17 protein-coding genes are annotated in these 18,412 nt (G+C 70.2%); 5 read left to right on the forward strand and 12 right to left on the reverse strand.

The window, feature by feature from the left end:
- Positions 1-87 precede the first annotated feature (87 nt).
- Positions 88-1,062 (reverse strand): aminotransferase class III-fold pyridoxal phosphate-dependent enzyme, encoded by a 975-nt coding sequence (locus ACSHWB_RS11595; RefSeq protein WP_439662047.1) that lies wholly within the window; start codon positions 1,060-1,062, stop codon positions 88-90.
- 127 nt (positions 1,063-1,189) lie between these two features.
- Between ACSHWB_RS11595 and ACSHWB_RS11600 the strand changes: the two genes are divergently transcribed.
- A complete protein-coding gene (locus ACSHWB_RS11600; RefSeq protein WP_439662048.1) occupies positions 1,190-2,257 on the forward strand; it encodes an LOG family protein in 1,068 nt (355 codons plus the stop codon).
- Between the two features lie 3 nt (positions 2,258-2,260).
- On the opposite strand, the gene ACSHWB_RS11605 is transcribed toward ACSHWB_RS11600, so the two are convergent.
- Complete coding sequence (locus ACSHWB_RS11605) at positions 2,261-2,725, reverse strand: hypothetical protein (protein ID WP_439662049.1); 465 nt, start codon at positions 2,723-2,725, stop codon at positions 2,261-2,263.
- A gap of 60 nt (positions 2,726-2,785) precedes the next feature.
- Positions 2,786-3,934, reverse strand: a complete 1,149-nt coding sequence (locus ACSHWB_RS11610) for a hypothetical protein (RefSeq protein ID WP_439662050.1) — start codon at positions 3,932-3,934, stop codon at positions 2,786-2,788.
- A 237-nt stretch (positions 3,935-4,171) separates the two neighbouring features.
- Between ACSHWB_RS11610 and ACSHWB_RS11615 the strand changes: the two genes are divergently transcribed.
- On the forward strand, positions 4,172-7,582 hold the full coding sequence (locus ACSHWB_RS11615) for an nSTAND1 domain-containing NTPase (protein WP_439662051.1): 3,411 nt from the start codon (positions 4,172-4,174) through the stop codon (positions 7,580-7,582).
- Here ACSHWB_RS11615 and ACSHWB_RS11620 read toward each other — a convergent pair.
- Positions 7,579-8,127, reverse strand: a complete 549-nt coding sequence (locus ACSHWB_RS11620; protein WP_439662052.1) for a YbaK/EbsC family protein — start codon at positions 8,125-8,127, stop codon at positions 7,579-7,581. The genes ACSHWB_RS11615 and ACSHWB_RS11620 overlap by 4 nt on opposite strands.
- A gap of 154 nt (positions 8,128-8,281) precedes the next feature.
- Here ACSHWB_RS11620 and ACSHWB_RS11625 point away from each other — a divergent pair, with 154 nt between their 5' ends.
- The gene (locus ACSHWB_RS11625) at positions 8,282-9,040 is read left to right on the forward strand and encodes a MerR family transcriptional regulator (protein ID WP_439662053.1); all 759 of its coding nucleotides are present in this window, start codon (positions 8,282-8,284) and stop codon (positions 9,038-9,040) included.
- Between the two features lie 28 nt (positions 9,041-9,068).
- Here the strand turns inward: ACSHWB_RS11625 and ACSHWB_RS11630 are convergent, their stop codons facing one another.
- From ACSHWB_RS11630 to ACSHWB_RS11650, 5 genes are all read right to left on the reverse strand, one after another.
- The gene (locus ACSHWB_RS11630; RefSeq protein ID WP_439662054.1) at positions 9,069-9,614 is read right to left on the reverse strand and encodes a DJ-1/PfpI/YhbO family deglycase/protease; all 546 of its coding nucleotides are present in this window, start codon (positions 9,612-9,614) and stop codon (positions 9,069-9,071) included.
- A 9-nt stretch (positions 9,615-9,623) separates the two neighbouring features.
- Positions 9,624-10,280 carry an alpha/beta fold hydrolase gene (locus ACSHWB_RS11635; RefSeq protein ID WP_439662055.1) on the reverse strand — a complete coding sequence of 219 codons (657 nt, stop codon included), beginning with the start codon at positions 10,278-10,280 and terminating at the stop codon, positions 9,624-9,626.
- The gene (locus tag ACSHWB_RS11640) at positions 10,277-10,570 is read right to left on the reverse strand and encodes a DUF2516 family protein (protein ID WP_439664572.1); all 294 of its coding nucleotides are present in this window, start codon (positions 10,568-10,570) and stop codon (positions 10,277-10,279) included. The genes ACSHWB_RS11635 and ACSHWB_RS11640 overlap by 4 nt, the downstream gene beginning before the upstream one ends.
- A gap of 103 nt (positions 10,571-10,673) precedes the next feature.
- Positions 10,674-11,339: a hypothetical protein gene (locus ACSHWB_RS11645; protein WP_439662056.1), complete on the reverse strand. Its 666-nt coding sequence runs from the start codon at positions 11,337-11,339 to the stop codon at positions 10,674-10,676.
- A 5-nt stretch (positions 11,340-11,344) separates the two neighbouring features.
- Positions 11,345-11,758, reverse strand: a complete 414-nt coding sequence (locus tag ACSHWB_RS11650; protein ID WP_439662057.1) for a helix-turn-helix domain-containing protein — start codon at positions 11,756-11,758, stop codon at positions 11,345-11,347.
- Between the two features lie 81 nt (positions 11,759-11,839).
- Here ACSHWB_RS11650 and ACSHWB_RS11655 point away from each other — a divergent pair, with 81 nt between their 5' ends.
- Positions 11,840-12,907 (forward strand): methyltransferase domain-containing protein, encoded by a 1,068-nt coding sequence (locus ACSHWB_RS11655; RefSeq protein WP_439662058.1) that lies wholly within the window; start codon positions 11,840-11,842, stop codon positions 12,905-12,907.
- A gap of 72 nt (positions 12,908-12,979) precedes the next feature.
- The gene (locus ACSHWB_RS11660) at positions 12,980-15,007 is read left to right on the forward strand and encodes an NACHT domain-containing protein (protein ID WP_439662059.1); all 2,028 of its coding nucleotides are present in this window, start codon (positions 12,980-12,982) and stop codon (positions 15,005-15,007) included.
- On the opposite strand, the gene ACSHWB_RS11665 is transcribed toward ACSHWB_RS11660, so the two are convergent.
- From ACSHWB_RS11665 to ACSHWB_RS11675, 3 genes are read right to left on the reverse strand one after another with little or no spacing between them, the layout of a single operon-like run.
- The gene (locus ACSHWB_RS11665; protein ID WP_439662060.1) at positions 14,943-17,180 is read right to left on the reverse strand and encodes an FtsX-like permease family protein; all 2,238 of its coding nucleotides are present in this window, start codon (positions 17,178-17,180) and stop codon (positions 14,943-14,945) included. The genes ACSHWB_RS11660 and ACSHWB_RS11665 overlap by 65 nt on opposite strands.
- On the reverse strand, positions 17,177-17,866 hold the full coding sequence (locus ACSHWB_RS11670) for an ABC transporter ATP-binding protein (RefSeq protein WP_439662061.1): 690 nt from the start codon (positions 17,864-17,866) through the stop codon (positions 17,177-17,179). The genes ACSHWB_RS11665 and ACSHWB_RS11670 overlap by 4 nt, the downstream gene beginning before the upstream one ends.
- Complete coding sequence (locus tag ACSHWB_RS11675; RefSeq protein ID WP_439662062.1) at positions 17,863-18,387, reverse strand: PadR family transcriptional regulator; 525 nt, start codon at positions 18,385-18,387, stop codon at positions 17,863-17,865. The genes ACSHWB_RS11670 and ACSHWB_RS11675 overlap by 4 nt, the downstream gene beginning before the upstream one ends.
- Between the last annotated feature and the right edge of the window lie 25 nt (positions 18,388-18,412).

The following is an 18,412-nucleotide window of genomic DNA, read 5'->3' on the forward strand; positions in this document are numbered from 1 at the left end:
CAGTACAGGCAGGGTGTTGCCCAAGCGAGCGCCGGGGCGCCTACACGGCGCCCCGGCATAGCTAGCCCTGGCAGGCCCAGCGAACTGTCAGATCTTGTTGGCCGCCATCCCCACCGCCTCGATCATCCATCCCGCGTCCTCCGCCGACATCACGGCGGGCGGGGTGAAGCTGACCGTGAGGCCGCGGAAGTCCGCCAGCACGCGCCTGCGCAGCAACTCGCCGGTGAACACGTCGGCGGCCTGCTTGTCCGGCAGTTCCACGCCGAGCAGCAGGCCGCGCCCGGTCGCATGCGCCTTGCCAGAGACGACAGCCCGCAACCCGTACAACAACTCGTCGCCGAGCAGCTTGGCGCGCTCCACCAGCCCCTCAGCGGCCGTGACCCGCAGGCACGCGTTCACCGCGGCCGACGCCAGCGGTGACACGGCTTCCGAGCCGCGCAGCAGTGGCACCTCGACCGCGGCCGTGGCGACCACGGCCGCGATCGGGAGCACACCGCCGGACAGGCCCTCGCCGACCAGCAGGATGTCCGGCGTCACGCCGTCGAGGTCGACGCCCCACCACACGCCGAGGCGGCCCAGGCCCGAGCGCGTCTCGTCCACGACCAGCAGGGCACCGGACTCGCGGCACACCTCGGCCACGGCGCTCAGGTAGCCGGTCGGCGGGAGCGAGGCGCCGCGGACCGGTTCGAGGAGCACGCAGGCCGACGGTCCGGAGGCCAGGGTGGCGCGCAACGCGTCGATGCCGCCGTACGGGACGTCGCCGGTGGTCAGCACGCGTGGGCGGCCGTTCGCCTGTGCGAGGGCAACGGCGAACTGGGCTGCCTCGGAGGCCGACGGGAAGGTGTGGATGTGGTCGAGCCCGTTGGGGGTGACCAGGTCGAGCATCAGGCGGTCCAGCAGCGACGGCCGGCGCACCTGGCCGACCACCGCCTGCACCACGGCCGGGTGGGCGTGGCCGAGCAGAGGGACTCCGTACCCGCCGCAGTCCAGGTACTCGACTCGGTGGGGGTCGACCACTCGCGCGCCTCTCGCGGCGCATCCGGTCAGCAGTTCAGCAGCCAAAACGGGAACCCTTTCCTGGGCAGCGCGGCCCGCGGCCGCTCGTCGGGATGGCGAGCGGACCTCAGTTCCCACAAACTCATTCGGATTCCAGGCCACGTTGGTTCGCCCTGGGCATAGGCTTTTTCCCGTGCGGATCGAAATCACCGACCTCGACCAGCTGCGGGCAGCCCCTGACCTGCGCAAAGCCGTCATCATCGGGCTGGACCTCACTCGCGAGGACGTGCGGGTGCCGTTAGACGGTGCGCTGCTGCTCGGCTGCACCCTCAGCGAGAGCATGCAGCGCAGGGCGGAGGCCGCGGGAGCGCTGATCTTCCCGGTCATCCCCGACCTGCCCTACGAGGTGTACCGGTCGGCCCTGTACACGCCGAAGGAGCTGTTCGCCGGGTTCGACCCGGCCGACCCCAAGTCGTACGCGGACACCCCGGACGCGGAGATCTACCGGCACAGCAGGCAGCAGGGCCACCACCCGGACCCGTTGCACGCGCTGGCCGAACGCCTGCACGACCACTCGATCACCGAGGCGCTCGACGAGACGCTGACGGGCTCGCCGGTCGCGGTCATGGGCGGCCACGCCCTGGCCCGCGGCTCGGACGGCTACCGCAGCGCCGTCGCACTGGGCGCCGCACTCGGCAACGCGGGCTTCACCGTCCTGACGGGCGGCGGACCGGGCGCGATGGAGGCCGTGCCACTGGGTGTGCGGCTCGGCGAGGTCAACGCCGACGTCCTCGACACCATCGCGCAGGCCCCGACGTTCGGCCACGACGACGAGTCGATCGGCCGGTGGCTGGCGGCGTTCCCGGAGATCCCGAGCTTCGAGACCCCTCGCACGATCGGCATCCCCACCTGGTTCTACGGCCACGAGCCGCCCAACCCGGCCTGCGAGCTGCACGCGAAGTACTTCGCGAACTCGGTGCGTGAGGAGGGCCTGCTGACCGTCGCGACCGGCGGCATCGTCTACACGCCGGGCAAGGCGGGCACGGTCCAGGAGGTCTTCCAGGACTTCACGCAGAACTACTACGGCAGCGTCGGCCCTGCCGCGCCCATGATCTTCCTGGGCAGGGCGTTCTGGACGGACGAGATCCCGGCCGCGCCGCTGGTGATGAAGCTCGCGGCGGGCCGGGAGGCCGAGCAGTGGATCCTCGTCACCGACGACGTGGACGAGGCGATCGCACTACTGCAGAAGTACCAGTCCTAGACGTCACTGGTAGCGGTAGCCCGAAGACGAGCAGATGATGTCGCCGCCGGCGCCGCGGTTCCAGGTGCAGGGGAAGCCGTTCAGCACGCTGTCCTCGTAGTAGTCCTTGTTGCACTGACCCCAGTTGCCCTTGCCGAGGCTGGTGATGCAGGTGCCGTTGCGGTACAGCGAGCCGTTGCGGATGTTCTCCCAGTACACACCGGCGGACGCGCCGTCGGAGTCCTGGTCCTGCACCCACCAGTGGTCGCCGCCCTTCTCGTAGCAGATCTCGACGGCCGTGTAGGAGTGGCACGTCAGCTGCGAGCGGGGCGGCAGCGTGCCGGCGACGGCGAACTCGACGCCGTCGGCCGCCACGCCGATCTCGGACACCGCCTGCACCGACGTGGCCTCCGCCGAGGCGGTCGCGGGCATCAGGGAGCCCATCACGGCCAGAAAGGCCATGGAGACTGCGAGCACGAGCTTGCGCATAGAGATTTCCTCCAGTTCGTCAGGGTTTCCCGCCTCGGAGGAGGCGGAAGTCGAGTGGGCTCAGCCGATCTGGCTGAGCGGCACGGCGAAGATCGCTCGCCGGTCGATGAACGTGCTGCGGTCCTCGGTCCAGGCGTGCTCGGAGACCGTCCAGAGCTTTCCGGCGGTGATCCCCGGGCCGTGCTCGTGGTAGAGGTCCTCTCCGCCGATGGCCCAGCTGTTGGTGCTCGTGGTTCCGCCGAGGGAGCCGAAGTGCATCCAGCTGTGCCTGCGGTTCGAGCTGCGGCCGAGGTAGTAGGTGTCCTTCCAGGTCTGGACGCCCTGGAGGTTGCTGCGCGGCACGGTCACCACGTCCTGCGGCACGGCCTTGCCGCTGGTCAGCGTGAGCTGCCGGGACGAGGCGTCGACGCGGTAGCGGACCACCCGGCCACCGTCGACGGCGGCGTCGGTGCTGCGTTCGTTGCGGTACTCGCCGACGACGAGCGTGTCCGGCGTGGAACTGCGGTCCAGCGACAACGACGAGAAGCACAGCTGGACGGCACTCGGCGTCTCGCACTCCGTCTGCACCGGCTGCCGGTACCAGCCGACCTGCGGCAGCACGTACTTGTAGTTGTAGGCGTAGTAGTTGCTGCCGCTCTTGCCGATGCTGTCCTGCGCGTCGGACACCTCGAGGAGACGTTCGACGTCGAACACGCGCAGGCCGCCGGAGGTGTCGGCCACGTAGAGGTAGTGGCCGAGCCAGGCGAGCCCGCCGGCGTGGATCGGCACCGCCTTGTAGTTCGCGTTCGCGGTCGGCTCGACCAGCAGCACGTGCCGGTACTTGCGGTTCTTCATGTCGACGAACGAGATCCGCACGCCCTTGTCCGGACCGGACGCCTTGTAGTGCCAGCTGACGAGCAGGATGCGGTTCTCGCCCCACAGACCGTCGTCGTCCGCGTCCGACGAACCGGTGACGCCCTGGGGGATCCAGTAGTCGACCTTGCTGTCGCCGGGGTCCCAGCAGAACTTCTCGCTGCTGTGCAGGATCTGCCCGGACGTCAGCGGGTAGTCCGTCCGGTCGTAGTTCTCCGGGAGCGCCTGCTGCTGCGCGCTGTTGCAGGAGGCGATGTCCCGGTTGGCGTCGCGCAGCAGTGCGGCGACCGACGTCGTGGTGCCGACCGCGGTCTGCAACTGCGCCGCGGAGGACTCCAGACTCCAATCGGGCGTCAATGCGAACGCACCCGTTGGGCGGCTGTGGATTAGGTCGTCTGCCGCCTCTTGTGCCTGGGCGGGCAACGCCGCACTCAGCGCACCCGTCAACGCCACTAGAAGTGCTGTGCGCCAGCGTCTGGTCATCATCGCTCCTGCTCAGCCCGAAGTCGTTGCGGCTTCAGGTCTAGAGCGGGCCGGGTTGATCAGGCAGTGACGCGGGCGCTGATCAATCAACTCAGATCAACTGGAGTCCGCGTGGGCAGACGAGAGCGGCCGATCGATCCCGAGGAAGGCCCGGTCCAGCGGTTCGCGTGGGAGCTGCGGCAACTGCGGGAGAAGGCAGGCTCGCCGAACTACCGGACGCTCGCCCTGCGCGCTCATTACTCCGCCACGGCGCTGTCGCAGGCCGCCGCGGGAGAACAGCTGCCGTCGCTGGCGGTGGCGCTCGCGTACGTCCAGGCGTGCGAAGGCGATGTGGCCCACTGGGAGCAGCGCTGGCGTCAAGCCGCCGCGGGAGAGCACGACTCGACGCCCTACCTCGGGCTGACGGCGTTCGGGATCGAGGACGCGGACCGGTTCTTCGGGCGGGACGGCCTCGCCGCCGACATCGCCGGTCGAATCCGGAGCCAGCGCGTCGTCGGCGTGTTCGGTCCGTCCGGATCGGGCAAGTCCTCGTTGATCCACGCCGGGGTGCTGCCGGCGCTGACCGACTGGACCGTCCTCACCGCGACACCGACGACCTGGCGCGGCGGCCAGGCCGACCTCGTGGTGGTCGACCAGTTCGAGGAGCTGTTCACCCACTTCGACAGCGCGGTCGACCAGGAGGCGTTCGTCGCGTCGCTGTTCGACGGCGGCAACCGGGTGCTGCTCGCCGTGCGGGCCGACTTCCTCGGCCACTGCGCCGCGGTGCCCGCGCTGGTGGCCGCGTTGCGCGACGCCCAGGTGCTGGTCGGCCCGATGACCGACGACGAACTGCGGGCCGCCGTAGAACTACCGGCCGAGCGCGCCGGGCTGAAGGTGCAACCGGACATGCTCGCGGCCGTGATGGCCGACGTGCGCGGGCAGTCGGGCGCGCTGCCGTTGCTGTCGCACGCGCTGCTGGAGACGTGGCGAAGACGCGAACGGGGCCGGCTGACCCTCGATGGGTACCGGGCGAGCGGCGGGGTCACCGGTGCCGTCGCCGCCACGGCCGAGAGCACCTACGCCGAGTTGTCCCCGCGCGGGCAGGCCGTGGCACGCGCGGTGCTGCTCAGGCTCGTGCAGACCCACGACGACGTGAACGACCTGCGCCGCCGGGCCCCGCTCGACGAGGTGATGGCGGCGGGCCGACCGGCCGACACCGCGCACGTCGTGAACGTCCTCGCGAACGCACGGCTGATCGTCGTCGCGGACGGCGTTGTGGAGCTCGCACACGAAGCACTGGTGCGCGCGTGGCCCCGGTTGCGGCAGTGGATCGACGACGACCGGGAGTCGTTGCGGCTGCACCGCGACTTCACCACCGCCGCCGCGGCCTGGCAGTCGGCCGGCCGCGATCCCGGCGAGCTCTACCGGGGCGCCCGGCTCGCCGCGATGCGCGAGCTGGCGGGCCGGATCGAGTGGCCGGTGTCGTCCAACGAACTGGAACGCGAGTTCCTGCAGGCGGCGGTGGACGAGGAGAGCGCCTCCCGACAGGCGGCGGACCGGCAGTCCCGCCGGTTGCGCACGCTGGTGAAGTCACTGGCCGTGCTGACGGTGGCGTGCCTGGTGGTGATGTCCGTGGCCGTCGTGCAGGGCAACGCGGCGCTGAGAGAACAGCAGGTCGCCGAGTCACGTCAGATCGCGGTGCAGGCACAGGACCTCAGTGCGTCGTGGCCGGACGCCGCCGCGCAACTCGCCGTGGACGCCTACCGCACGTCGGCGACCGCGGAAGCGCGCGGAGCACTGCTGAGCACCGCGGCCTACAAGCCCGCACGGGCGGTGTTGAAGGATCATCGCGGACCGGTTCGCGCGGTTGCGTTCAACGCGGACAGCTCGTTGTTCGCTACGGCAGGCGAAGACCACTCGGTGCTGCTGCGGTCGCCTTCCTCCGCCGCCGCGCCGGCGATTTTGGCGCAGCACAACGGAACCGTGCGTGCCCTCGCGTTCATGCCGGGCAGCACGACCCTGCTCTCCGCGGGTGACGACCAGCGAATCATCTTGTGGGACACCAGAACGCGCCTGCCGTTGCGCACCATCTTCCTCGACTCCGCGGTACGGGCTCTTGTGCTCTCAGCGGACGGAACGACCGCCGCAGTCGCCACAGCCGATGGCCTGATCTCCTTGTGGCGCACGCAGGACTGGACGCGTACCGGCACCGTCCTGCACGAACTGGGCGAGGTCCACGCGTTGGCGCTGAACGGATCCGTGCTCGCCGCAGGTGGCGAGAAGGGCACGTTGGTGGTGGAGAACGGCGTCCCGCGCACGTTCACCGATCACATCTCGGCCGTCCGCACCGTGGCGTTGAGTCCGGACGGCCGTGTGCTCGCATCGGGCGGAGACGACTACCAGGTGGTGCTGCGGGTGCTGGCGACCGGCAAGACGTCCGGGCTGCGCAGGCACGTCGGCGGCGTGCACTCGGTGCAGTTCGACGCGACCGGCACCAAGCTCGTGTCGACCAGCGACGACGGCAGCATCCGCTGGTGGACGGTGCCCGACGGCGGGTGGCTGACCGGGTTGATCACCCGCACGCATCCGTTCTACGTGGCGGCGCTCAGCCCGGACGGAGCCTGGTTCGCGGCGGGCGGCGACGAGAGCGTGAGCCTCTGGAGCCTGCCGCTGCCGCCGCTGACCGGGCACACGAGCCCGCCGGACGGCATCGCGCTCTCCCCGGACGGTGCGGTGCTGGCCACCGGCGGGCGCGACCGGATGGTCCTGCTGTGGAACCGCGAGGGCAGGCAGATCGGCCGCATCGACGTCCCCGCGCACGTGACGGCGCTGGCATTCCGGACCGCCACCGAGATCGTGGTCGCCGACGTGCGCGGTGTGCTCTCGTCGTGGCACACGGACGGCCGGCTCCTGCACACGTGGCAAGGGCACCGCGGCGCGATCAAGAGCCTGGTCCTGGCGGGCGACCGCGCGGTGACCAGCGGCGCAGACGCGGCGGTCGTGGTGTGGGACCTGAGCTCCGCGGAACCGGGCCGTCCGCTGCCCGCAGGCCACTCGGGCCCGGTGAACACCGTGGCGTTGCTCGGCGACGTCGTGGTCTCGGGCGGAGCCGACGGCAGGGTGCTGCGGTGGACGGGCGACCAGGTCGAGGTCGTCAGGGAGACCGGCCCCGCGGTGAAGTCGATCGCCGCAGTACCGGGCTCTGACCTGCTGGTGGTGGGCGACGCGGGCGGGGAGGTCGCACTGTGGGGCCGCGACGGCAGGCCACGCACCCTCGTCACCGGACGGGGTGCCATCGGAGCGGTCACCGCCAGCCCGGACGGCACGACCGTGGCGGCGGCCGCGAACGACAGCCTGATCACGCTGTGGCAGGTCGCCGACGGCGCGCAGGTCGCGACGCTGACCGGGCACACCGGCCCCGTCAACGCCGTGCTGTTCGACGCCGACGGCGACCTCACGTCGTCCGGCCCGGACCCGCGGGTGATCAGGTGGCACCTCGACCCGGCGAAGGTGATCGCCCGGCTGTGCGCGTCCGGCTGCTAACGCGCCAGGTCCGGCAGGATCTCCGCCCCGGTGAGCTTCATCAGCACGTCACCGGGGATCAGGATCTTGCTGCCCCGGATGCCGCTGCCCACGATCAGCTCGGGGGCGGCGGCCACCTCGGGCGACACGAGGATCGGCCAGTCCGCGGGCACGCCGATGGGCGTGATGCCGCCGTACTCCATGCCGGTCAAGGCCACGGCCTCGTCCATCGGCGCGAACGACGCCTTGCGCGCGTCGAGCCGCTTGCGGATGACGCCGTTCACGTCCGCACGCATGGTCGCCAGCACCATGCAGGCCGCGAAACGGACCACCTCGCCTCGCTTGCCCGCGACGACCACGCAGTTCGCCGAGGCTTCCAGCGGTGAGCCGTAGTGCGCGCAGAACTCGGCGGTGTCGGCGAGGGTCGGGTCGATCTCGGCCACTGCGACACGGTCAGCGCCGTCCAGGGTCTTCAGCGCGAGCGCGACCGGTTCCGGCACCAGGTCGAGGCGGGAGAGCACGGGGACGGGTTCCAACGATCCAGCGATGGTCCACACCGCACCCATCCTGCCAGCCCATCCCCCTGGCTTTCTTGCGCACGCGGGGACCTTCCGTACTGCATGAGAGTACGAAAGGTCCCCGCGTGCAGTGAAAAGTCGCGTTGACTTTGACGTTGCGTCAACCTCTAGCGTCAGTGGCGAGCGCGAAGGAGGAACCGGAATGGCCTGGTCGATCGCCCAGGTGGCCCGGATGTCGAAGGTGACGTCCAGGACGCTGCGGCACTACGACTCGATCGGGCTGCTGCCGCCGGCCTGGATCGGCGACAACGGTTACCGCTACTACGAGAAGGAACAGGTGCACCGCCTGCAGCAGATCCTGCTGCTGCGCGACCTGGGCCTGGGCCTCGACGTGGTGGCGAAGGTGCTGGACGGCACGGACCAGCTGACCGTCCTGCGCAACCACCACCGGTGGCTGCAGGACGAGAAGCAACGGCTGGACCGGCTCGCCCACACCGTCGCGCGCACGATCGAAGAACTGGAAGGAGGGGACGAAGTGAAGTTGGAAGAGCTGTTCGACGGCTTCGACGCGAAGAAGCAGGAACGGCACGAGGCCGAACTCGTCGAGCGGTACGGCGAGGGTGCGCGGGAGCACATCGCCGAGAGCCGCAAGAAGATGAAGGGCTGGACGCGTGCCGACGCGGACCAGTTCATGGCCGAGTGGCGGGACATCGCGCAGAAGCTCGGTGCCCTGTACACGGCGGGCACGGCGATCGACGCTCCGGAGACGCAGGAGCAGATCGACCGCCACTACCGCTGGATCTGCCTGAGCTGGACGCCCGACCGGGAGTCCTACAAGGGCCTCGGCGACCTCTACGTCGACTCGGACGAGTTCCGGGTCAACTTCGAGGTCGAGGGCGGCGGCAACATGGCCGAGTGGACGCGTGACGCCATGGCGCACTACGCCGGGACGCGCCTCTAGGAACGATGCGGGAGCTGCAGATCCCGCATCACAGGCCGAAGGCCTTCAGAGCCTCTCGGTTGAACGCCGGCAGGTCGTCGGGATTGCGGGACGTCACGAGCGTCCACCCGTTCATGTCGCACACCCGGACCTCCTGGTCGGCCCAGTCGCCGCCCGCGTTGCGGATGTCGGTCTGCAGGCTCGGGAACGAGGTCAGCATCTTGCCGCGCACCACGTTCGCCTCGACCAGCAGCCACGGTCCGTGGCAGATGGAGGCGATCGGCTTGCCCGCGGCGACCAGGGCGTGGATCAGTTCGACGGCGTCGTTGTCCATGCGCAGGAAGTCGGCGTTGGCGACGCCGCCCGGGATCACCGCGCCGTCGTAGTCGGCGGCATCGGCGTCGGCGAAGGTCGTGTCGACGGGGAACGCGTCGGCGGGGGTCAGGTGGTGGAAGCCGCGCACTTCACCGAGCTTCGGCGCGAGCAGTCGCGGCACGCCGCCCGCCTTCTCGACGTGGGCCCACGGATCGGTGAGCTCGACCTGCTCGATGCCCTCTTCTGCCACCAGGAACGCGATCTTCTTCTGTTCAGCCATGCATTTCGGCTACCCGGCGAAGAAGGAGACCAACCGGCGCCGGACCTCGGCCCGGTGAGTGATCATCGGCGACGGCGAGTCGATCAGCCACAGCTCCCCCTGAGGGAACGCGGCAGCGGTCGCCTTGGCCACGGCCTCGGGGTGCAGCGGGTCGCCGACAGCCCCGATGACCAGCACCGGAGCCGAGACAGCAGCCAGCACGGAAGCATCAGGAACAGCCACCTGACCAGGCAGCTGCTCGGCAGCGGCTTCAAGACGCTGCAACGCGGCCCGCCGCTCGGCAACGTAGGCGGGCGGCCCGACGGTCAGGTCGGAAAGCTGCTGCAACGTGAACGACTCGTGCCGCTGGTCCAGCACTGCCGGCAACAGGAGGGCCACACGGGAAAAACGATCAGGTTCGAGCGACAGCAGCCGCATCAGCGCACCGGCACCCAGCGACACGCCAACGGCGTGATCAGCGGGAACGGTCCCCAGATCGGCCGCGATCCGGCCGTAGTCCCAGTAGCCCGCGGGCGCGTCCGGCGCGTCGCCGTGGGACGGCAACGTCACCACGACACGGGTGCCGGGCAGCCCAGAAGCGGGGATCCGCGCCTCGCCGGGCGTGGCGCCGAGCCCGTGGGCGACCAGCGTCACCGGCGAGCCGGAGCCGTACGAGTGGGTGATCACCAACGCGGGCCGCGCTGGACCTCGATCAGCTTCGGGCGGACGTCCACCATGTACACGAGCACCGCGACGAGGCCGGCCAGCCAGAAGATCGAGCCGACACCGCCTGGGCCGAACAGCAGCAACGCCGCCGTGCCGCCGCCGGTGATGCCCAGCCACGCGGGCTTGGTCATGCGCTCGATCGCCGCATAGGCGTCCACCCGCTGGGTCAGCGCGTGGAAGAACGCGAACAGCCCCAGGATGCTGAACCCGAGGTCGAACACGAAGTACACGACGGTGTCGAGGTACCAGATGCTGAAGATCGGGATTTGGAACACCCATCCAGACTACGTGCACGCAAGACGGGAGGGGAGCAGCCCTCTCGGACTGCTCCCCTCCCGGTGAAGGTTCAGCGACTCACTTGGTGGTGTTCGTCGTGGTCTTCTTGGCCGCGGCGGTCGTGCCCGTGGTGCGGGTCGTCGTCGCCGGCTTGCGCGGCGCCGTGCGGTTCGCGGTCTTGCGGGCGGTGCTGCGGACCTCGTGCGCGGCCTCGCCACCGGCCTCGACGATCTCCTCGGCCAGCTTCTCGGCGGCGTCCTCGACCTCGAGGGCGACCTTCTCGCCGACCGAACGGGTGCGGCGGGTGACCTTGCCGAGGACGTCGTCCGCGAGCTCGCGGGCGTCGGCGGCAGCGGACTCGGCGCGCTTCTGCGCGGCCTCGACGGCGTGCTCGACCTGCTCCACGGCCTGCTTGACCTGCGGCTGGGCCTTGATCTGCTCCAGCGTCTGCTCGCCCTGGTCGGCGAGGTAGGTGTACAGGTTCACCGCGGAGGCGGTGTAGGCGTCGACGAGCTTCTTGAGCTCGGCCGGCTGCAGCTTGTCGCGCAGGTCGTTCAGCTCGGTCGGGAGGTCCTTGGCCTGGGTGCGGGCCTCTTCTGCACGCTCCTTGGCCTTGGTGAGGGCCTCGACCACGGCCTTGGCGGCGAGGTCACCGGCGCCGAGAGCGGCGAGCAGTGCCTGGCGTGCGGCGTGGGCGCCCTGCTCGGCGGCCTTGCGAACGTCGTCCTGGGTGAGCTTCGGCATGGAGATCAGTCCTCCTCGTTGGTGGCGGTGTTCTCCCGCCTGAAAGATTCGTATACGTCGAGCAGCACCTGTTTCTGCCGCTCGGTCAGATCGGTCGCGGCGACGATGGCGTCCGCCAACGCACCGCCTTCGCGCTGCTGGAGGATCCCGGCCTCGACGTAGAGCACTTCGGCCGAGATGCGCAGCCCCTTGGCGATCTGTTGAAGGATCTCCGCGCTGGGCTTGCGCAGTCCTCGCTCGATCTGGCTGAGGTATGGGTTGGAGACTCCCGCTTGCTTCGCCAACTCCCGCAAGGAGATCTTGGCGGTGTTGCGCTGCTCGCGGATGTACTCACCGATGTTGCGGCCGAGGTCCGCGACTGCTTTGTCGATGGACTTGTCCACTGTTCCCGCTCCCGTTCCTCGTGCCACCAACAACATTAGCGACGAGTGCTAGCTGTTGCAAGCACTCTGCTAGCAATCGCTGCGTGTGCTCCGCCACAGGGATACCGTGGGGGTGACATGGACGACTCCGGGGCCCTGCGCGCCGAGCTGGCGGACCAGCTGCTCGGTGACGGAGTGCTGCGCGACCCCAAGTGGCTCAAGGCTTTCCGCGCCGTCCCGCGGCACGAGTTCCTGCCGCGCTTCTACCGCCAGCTGCGCGGCGGCGACTGGGAACAGATCACCGCGGACGACCCCGGCTGGCTGGAGCTCGTCTACGCCGACCGCGTCTGGGTTACCCAGTTCGACGGCGACGACACGGTGACCGGCGGCACACCGACCTGCTCGTCGAGCATGCCCACGATCATGGCGATCATGCTGGAGGCACTGGACGTCCACAACGGACAGTCGGTGCTCGAGGTCGGCACCGGCACGGGCTACAACGCCGCACTGCTGTGCCACGCCGTCGGTTCGGGCAACGTGACGACGATCGACGTCGACCCGCACCTCTCCCAGCGGGCACGGGAACGCCTGCACGGCAACGGTTTCTTCCCGACCTGCGTGACCGGCGACGGCGCGCTCGGCCACCCCGAACGAGCGCCGTACGACCGCTTGCTGGCCACCTGCTCCGTCGCGTCCATCCCGCCCGCCTGGTTGGAGCAGACGAGGCAGGGCGGTCTGGTCGTGACGACGCTGCACAGGCCGATCGGCGCCGGGCTGGTGCTGATCGTCTCCAACGGCGACGGCACGGGCGAAGGCCGCGTGCTCCCGGAGGACGGGCGCTTCATGCCGTTGCGCGCGCACGCCCACCCACCGGCGCTGGCGGGAACGGGCTCGTACGACCGCCGCACCACGACATTGCGACTCGACACGGTCATCGATCCCGCCAGTCCGTTCGAGTTCTTCGCGGGCATCTCGCTGCCGGACGTCGTCGCGGGGCACAACTGGTTGGCCCATTCGGACGGATCCTGGGTGCACCACCACGGCTCGCACGTCGACCAGGGCGGCCCTCGCCGGCTGTGGAACATCGCGGAGAACGCGCTCATCGACTGGCACGACCTGGGCAAACCGCGCCGCAGCCAGTTCGGGATCACGATCGGCGGCGACGGACAGCACCTGACACTGGGCGATCTCCAGTGGCATCTGTGATCAACAACTGAACGTCACGACACGGGTCACTGAATCGACCCCAGGTGGATGCGGTGCGTCATGATGCCTCGCATGTCCAGATTCCGTCAGCGGGCGCTGCTGGCCGGGTGCGTGCTGACCGCGTTGCTCACCGCGGCCGGGCTGATCGCGTCCGACCACGGCATCGACCCCCACCTGTGGCTGATCGTGCTCGCGGTGGCGTTCCTGGGCTTCCTGGCCTTGCTCGACCCGTGGGTCCGGCGCAGGCACAACGCCGCGCTGAGCACCGACGAGCACCTCGACGCCGCGTGCAGGGCGCTCGCCGTCGGCCTGCAGTCGCAGTGGAACGAGGAGGTGCGTTCGCGCGGCCTCACCGACACGGACGTGCTCGAGCTGCACTGGCTCGCACCCGAGCTGGACGTGAGCGACGAACCCGACGCGCCGCCCGGGCGCAGCGACGCCGTGGTGGGCGCGTTCGAACGGCAGATCAACCGGCGGATGGTGTTCATCGGCGAGGCCGGCACCGGCAAGTCGACGGTCGCGATGCTGCTGACGTGCGGCCTGCTGGACCGCTACGACGGCGGCATGGTGCCGGTGCTGCTGCCGCTGTCGACGTGGAACCCGGCGGTCGAGGACGTCCGCACGTGGCTCACGCGCAGGCTGTACGAGGACCACCCGGCGTTGCGCAACACCGAGCTGTACGGCAGCTACGCGGCCGATCTGCTGATCGAGCAGCACCTGGTGCTGCCCGTGCTCGACGGTCTGGACGACATCCCCGCCCACCAGCGCGCGGACGCTCTCGCCCGGATCTCGAAGGCGTTCGGCGCGAACCGGCCGCTGGTGCTGACCTGCCGCACGGACGAGTTCGCGCAGGCCGTCCACCAGGCAGGTCCGCTGCCCGGCGCGGACGTCGTCGAGCTGGCCCCGCTCGACCTGGACGAGGTCGCCGCCTACCTGCGGGCGAGCGCCGACAGCTGGGGCGCGGCCCGCTGGGAGCCGGTGTTCATCCAGCTGCGCGAGGAACCGGACGGCAGGCTCGCGGACGCGCTGTCCACGCCGCTCACGATGTGGCTGGCCGGCATCGTCTACGCCGACAGCGAGGCGGAGCCGACCGAACTGCTCGACCGCGGCCGTTTCCCGGACGCACGCGCGATCTCCGACCACCTCTGCGACGAACTGGTGTCGCGCGCGTTCGGCAACAGGGGGTTCGCGCACCACGCAGGGGCCACGCAGGTCTGGCCGCGCGACCGCGCCCGCAAGTGGCTCGAGTTCCTCGCCCACGAGATGCGCGACCGCGGCATCCGCGAACTGGCCTGGTGGGAGCTGCGCCGCTCGGTCGGCAACACGTGGCTCGCCCTGCTCGGCGCGCTGGTGCTGGGCGCGATCGGCGGGTTCGGCGTCGGCTGGCTGATGGCGTACTCGATCACGCCGTCGCTCGCCCCGATCACCGGTCTGGTGGCGGGCATCGGCGTCGGCGCGGCCGCGCTGACCGCGTCACAGGAACGCAAAGCCAAGCCACGCCTGGGAATCTGGCGCAGCCTGCTGCTCGTGCCCGGTGTGCTGGGACTCGCCGCCGGACTCGTTTTCGGTGCGCTGTACGGGCTTGCCGCCGGACTCGTGGTCGGGCTGGGGCTCGCCGTCGCGACCGCGCTGCGGTTCGCGTTGTCGAGCGCCGCGGAGCTCTCGCAGGCCTCCAGTCCTCAGTGGACGATGGCGCGCGACCGGATCGCGGTGTGGACCGGGTCCCTCGTGCTGGCCGTGGTGTTCGGATCGGCGGCGGCACTGGTCTTCGGCCCCGCCCAGACCGGCATGGTCGGGCTGGGACTCGCGTCCGGGCTGATGCTCGGCTTCGCGCTGGCCGTGCTGCACCTGCGCTGGTGGTGGTTCACCGTCGCGCGAATCTGGCTGGCACTGCGCGGAAAGCTGCCGTGGGAGCTGATGGTGTTCCTGGAGGACTCGCGCAAGCTCGGCGTGCTCTGCCGGGCGGGGGCCTGCTACCAGTTCCGGCACGGACTGGTGCAGGACCGCCTGGCAGAGCACGAGGCGACGAGCAGGACTACTCGGTCCGCAGGCCAAGTGCTCCGGTCGCCCTTCTCAGCGAAGGCAACGTCAGAGCGGTGACCACCACGACCAGCCCCACCGAGATGCCGGTGACGAAGCCGATGCCCGCCCAGTCGTAGTGCACCTCGGCGTCGAACGCCCTCGTGACCAGCACCCCGAGCAGGATGCCGGTGCCCACCGACACCACCGTGGAGATCACCAGCGGGATCCCGTTCTGCCACACCAGCGACCGGGCGAGCGTGCCGCGCGGCACCCCGCTGGCCGCCATCGTCGCGAGCGGGCGGCGGCGTTCCCGCACCTGTTCCAGCCCGACGACCAGCAGTGACGCTCCCGCGAGCAGCAGCGTGATCAACGCGGCCCCGTAGAGCGCCCTGCGCACCGCCAGGAACACCTGCTCGATCTCGGACGAGTTCTCCTGACCGAAGAAGACGGTGTACACCCGCCACGAGTAGGGCGCGAGGGCGTTGCGCACGTGCTCCGCGACGTCCGGCCGCGTCATGTCCATCTCGGCCTGGATCTCGGCGTGCGCGCGGGTGAGGTCGAGGTTCCCGGCCGCGGCCGGGGTGACGAAGACGCCGTTGTGGGTACCGGTCCGGCGCTCGAACGCCGGCACCGTCCAGGTGGCACCGGTCTCCTCGAACTCGACGACGTCACCGGCCTTGGGATCACCGATGCCGTTGCCGCTCGGCACGAGGTAGGTCTTGCCGTCCGTGCAGTCCGCGAGGTCCACCACCGTCTTGATCGCGGCGCACGTTCCGACCGCGATGGTGGTGTGGCCCTTGTCGGGCGCTGTCGCCCAGGTGCGCAGGAGGCTCTGCACTCCGACCACGCCCGGTGTCCTCGCCAGCACGTCCGGCAGGTCCGGGAGCGGGGTGGCCTCGTTCACCGAGACGCTGAGGGAGTTCCTGTGCACCGACCGCGTGTCCTCGGCCTTCACGTCGCTCTCGACGCCCGCGAGGATCACCTGCAGCGTCACGGTGCCGGCGAGCACGACCGAGACCCCGCCGACGACCCGTGCCGCCGTGCCCGCGTCGAGTTGCAACCGGCGCACGGCCAGCTGCAACGCGGGCGTGGCACCGGTCATCCGGTGCACGGCCCGTTCGACCAGCCAGGGCAGCAACGCCGGGACGGCGAACATCAGCAGGACGACGCCGGCGATGATCGGCCACTCCTCCGGCTTCCCCTCCCCGCCGAACTTGCCGAACTGGCTCGCCAGCAGCGCCGCACCGGCCAGCGCGGGCACGACCCGCCACCACAGCCTGCGCTTCACCGGCTTCTGCTCGCGAACGACGCCGAGCGGTTCGACGATCGTGCGGCGCATGGCGAACACCGAGGTCAGCACGGCCAGAACCGGCACGGAGATCACCACGACGAGCGTCAACGGCAACGTCGGTGTGAGGTCGCTCGGGAACGACGCCACCTCGGGGAGAGGGATGTCGTCGGCGAGGGGCCTGATCGCGAACATCAGCCCGAACCCGACGAGGAGCCCCACCACCGCACCGGCCAGCGCCTCGCCGGACGCGATCAGCCGCACCCGTGCCGCACCGGCGCCGACCAGCCGCAACGCCGCCAGTCGTCGGTCTCGCTGAGCGGCGGCCAGCCTGGTCGCGACGCTCACGAAGACCAGCACGGGGAACAGCAGCACGACCGCGCCCACGATGCTGAGCATCAGCAGGATCGTCGGCAGCCCGCCGCCGGCGTACGTCAGTCCGAACGCGTAGACCTGGTTGCCGTCGTTCGGTTCGATCTGCGAGTCGCCCGCGAGGAACCTGAGGTCCTGCGGCCCGTCCATGCCCTCCGGCGCGAACGTGCCGATGACCTTCTGCGGGAACCTCGGCCGCAGCAGTTCGCCCTCGGCGCTCGCCAGCAGGTCCGCGAGCCGGGGCGACAAGACGATCTCGTTGTCCCCCGGCAGCCGGTCGACTCCCGGCGGCTTGGGCGCGTCCGCCACCACGGCGCGCACGTACGAGCCGCTGATGAAGTCGGACCGGTAGGCGACCGACCCGTTCTCCAGCAGCAGCGGCGCCGGCCCGGTGCCCTCCTCCACGACGTTGCGGGCGTCTCCCCGCTGGTCGCGGTTGCCGAACGCGGTCGGGATGGACGCGGCGAGCAGCAGCACCGCCACGCACATGCCGATGCCGATGCCTTGCAGCGCGAGCCTCACCCAGGACTTCCGGCTGCCCCCGACGGCCAGCCGGACCCCCAGGGCGAGGTCGCTCAGGACCCGGTTCACCTGACGAACTCCACGTCCCGTGAACGACCGTCGCGCACCACGACCTCGCGGTCGGAGTAGGCGGCGACCCGAGGCTCGTGCGTGACCAGCACGACCGCCGCGCCGGTCTCCCTGGCCGCAGTCGTGAGCAGGTGCATCACCCGCTCGCCGTTGAGCGAGTCGAGCGCGCCGGTCGGTTCGTCGGCGAAGATCACCTTCGGCGCCGTGACCAGCGCACGGGCGACCGCGACGCGTTGTCCCTGGCCACCGGAGGTCTCACCGGGCCGCTGGTCGGCGACCGCGTCGACCTCCAGCCGGGCCATCCACTCCTTCGAGGCCCGTTCGGCCTCCTTGCGCTTCATGCCGCTGAGCCGCAGCGGCAGGGCGACGTTCTCCAGGCAGGTCAGCTCCGGCACCAGCTGACCGAACTGGAAGACGAACCCGAACTCGGTCCGCCGCAGCTCGCTGCGGGCGCCGTCGTTCATGGTGGTCAGCTCGCGGCCGCGGTAGGTGACCGTGCCGGCGTCGGGCGGCAGGATGCCCGCGAGGCAGTGCAGCAGGGTGGACTTGCCGGACCCGGACGGGCCCATGATCGCGACGACCTCGCCCTCGCGGATCGTGATGCCGGCGCCGTCGAGCGCGTTCGTCTTGCCGAACGACTTGCAGAGGCCCTCAGCACTGAGCAGGTTCTCCGGCAGGGATGTCATCGGGCCACCTCCTTGGCGAGTGAGTCCAGGCGGGCCGCGGTCAGTTCGAGCCACCGCAGGTCGGCTTCGAGGTGGAACAGGGCGAAGTCGCAGATGAGCTGGTCGGCGAGGTCGCCGTCCGCCTTGCGCTTGGTCAGCTCGCGCATCGTGGTGAGGTGCGCGGCGCGTTGGGTGTCGAGCACCTCGGTCGCGCTGCGGCCGGACAGCAGGGCCAGCACGACCTTCGCGTAGAGGGTGTTCTGCAGGTACGGCTCCGGCTTCTCCGGAGTGCCGAGCCAGCGTTCGACGTCGGTGACCCCGGCGTCCGTGATCGCGTACCGCTTGCGGTCAGGACCGTCCCCCGACTCCACCCCCGCCTCGCTCACGAGGCCGTTCTTCAGCAGTCTCGACAGGGTCGAATACACCTGTCCGTAGTGCAACGGCCGGTCCTGCCCGAAACGCTCGTCGTACGCGCGCTTCAGGTCGTATCCGTGCCTTGGACCGCCTTCTAGCAGGCCCAACAGTGCGTGTCCGATCGACATGAGGAGAACTATACACACGATGTAT

The organism is Lentzea sp. HUAS TT2 (assembly GCF_051853195.1).
In the GTDB taxonomy this organism is placed as follows: domain Bacteria; phylum Actinomycetota; class Actinomycetes; order Mycobacteriales; family Pseudonocardiaceae; genus Lentzea.

What these genes read in the sequence shown, in the direction of transcription:
- ACSHWB_RS11670 (WP_439662061.1), bottom strand. Translation starts at nt 17,866, where the DNA reads ATGACATCCCTGCCGGAGAACCTGCTCAGTGCTGAGGGCCTCTGCAAG.
- ACSHWB_RS11605 (WP_439662049.1), bottom strand. Translation starts at nt 2,725, where the DNA reads ATGCGCAAGCTCGTGCTCGCAGTCTCCATGGCCTTTCTGGCCGTGATG.
- ACSHWB_RS11660 (WP_439662059.1), top strand. Translation starts at nt 12,980, where the DNA reads ATGTCCAGATTCCGTCAGCGGGCGCTGCTGGCCGGGTGCGTGCTGACC.
- ACSHWB_RS11655 (WP_439662058.1), top strand. Translation starts at nt 11,840, where the DNA reads ATGGACGACTCCGGGGCCCTGCGCGCCGAGCTGGCGGACCAGCTGCTC.
- ACSHWB_RS11630 (WP_439662054.1), bottom strand. Translation starts at nt 9,614, where the DNA reads ATGGCTGAACAGAAGAAGATCGCGTTCCTGGTGGCAGAAGAGGGCATC.
- ACSHWB_RS11625 (WP_439662053.1), top strand. Translation starts at nt 8,282, where the DNA reads ATGGCCTGGTCGATCGCCCAGGTGGCCCGGATGTCGAAGGTGACGTCC.
- ACSHWB_RS11650 (WP_439662057.1), bottom strand. Translation starts at nt 11,758, where the DNA reads ATGTTGTTGGTGGCACGAGGAACGGGAGCGGGAACAGTGGACAAGTCC.
- ACSHWB_RS11620 (WP_439662052.1), bottom strand. Translation starts at nt 8,127, where the DNA reads ATGGGTGCGGTGTGGACCATCGCTGGATCGTTGGAACCCGTCCCCGTG.
- ACSHWB_RS11645 (WP_439662056.1), bottom strand. Translation starts at nt 11,339, where the DNA reads ATGCCGAAGCTCACCCAGGACGACGTTCGCAAGGCCGCCGAGCAGGGC.
- ACSHWB_RS11675 (WP_439662062.1), bottom strand. Translation starts at nt 18,387, where the DNA reads ATGTCGATCGGACACGCACTGTTGGGCCTGCTAGAAGGCGGTCCAAGG.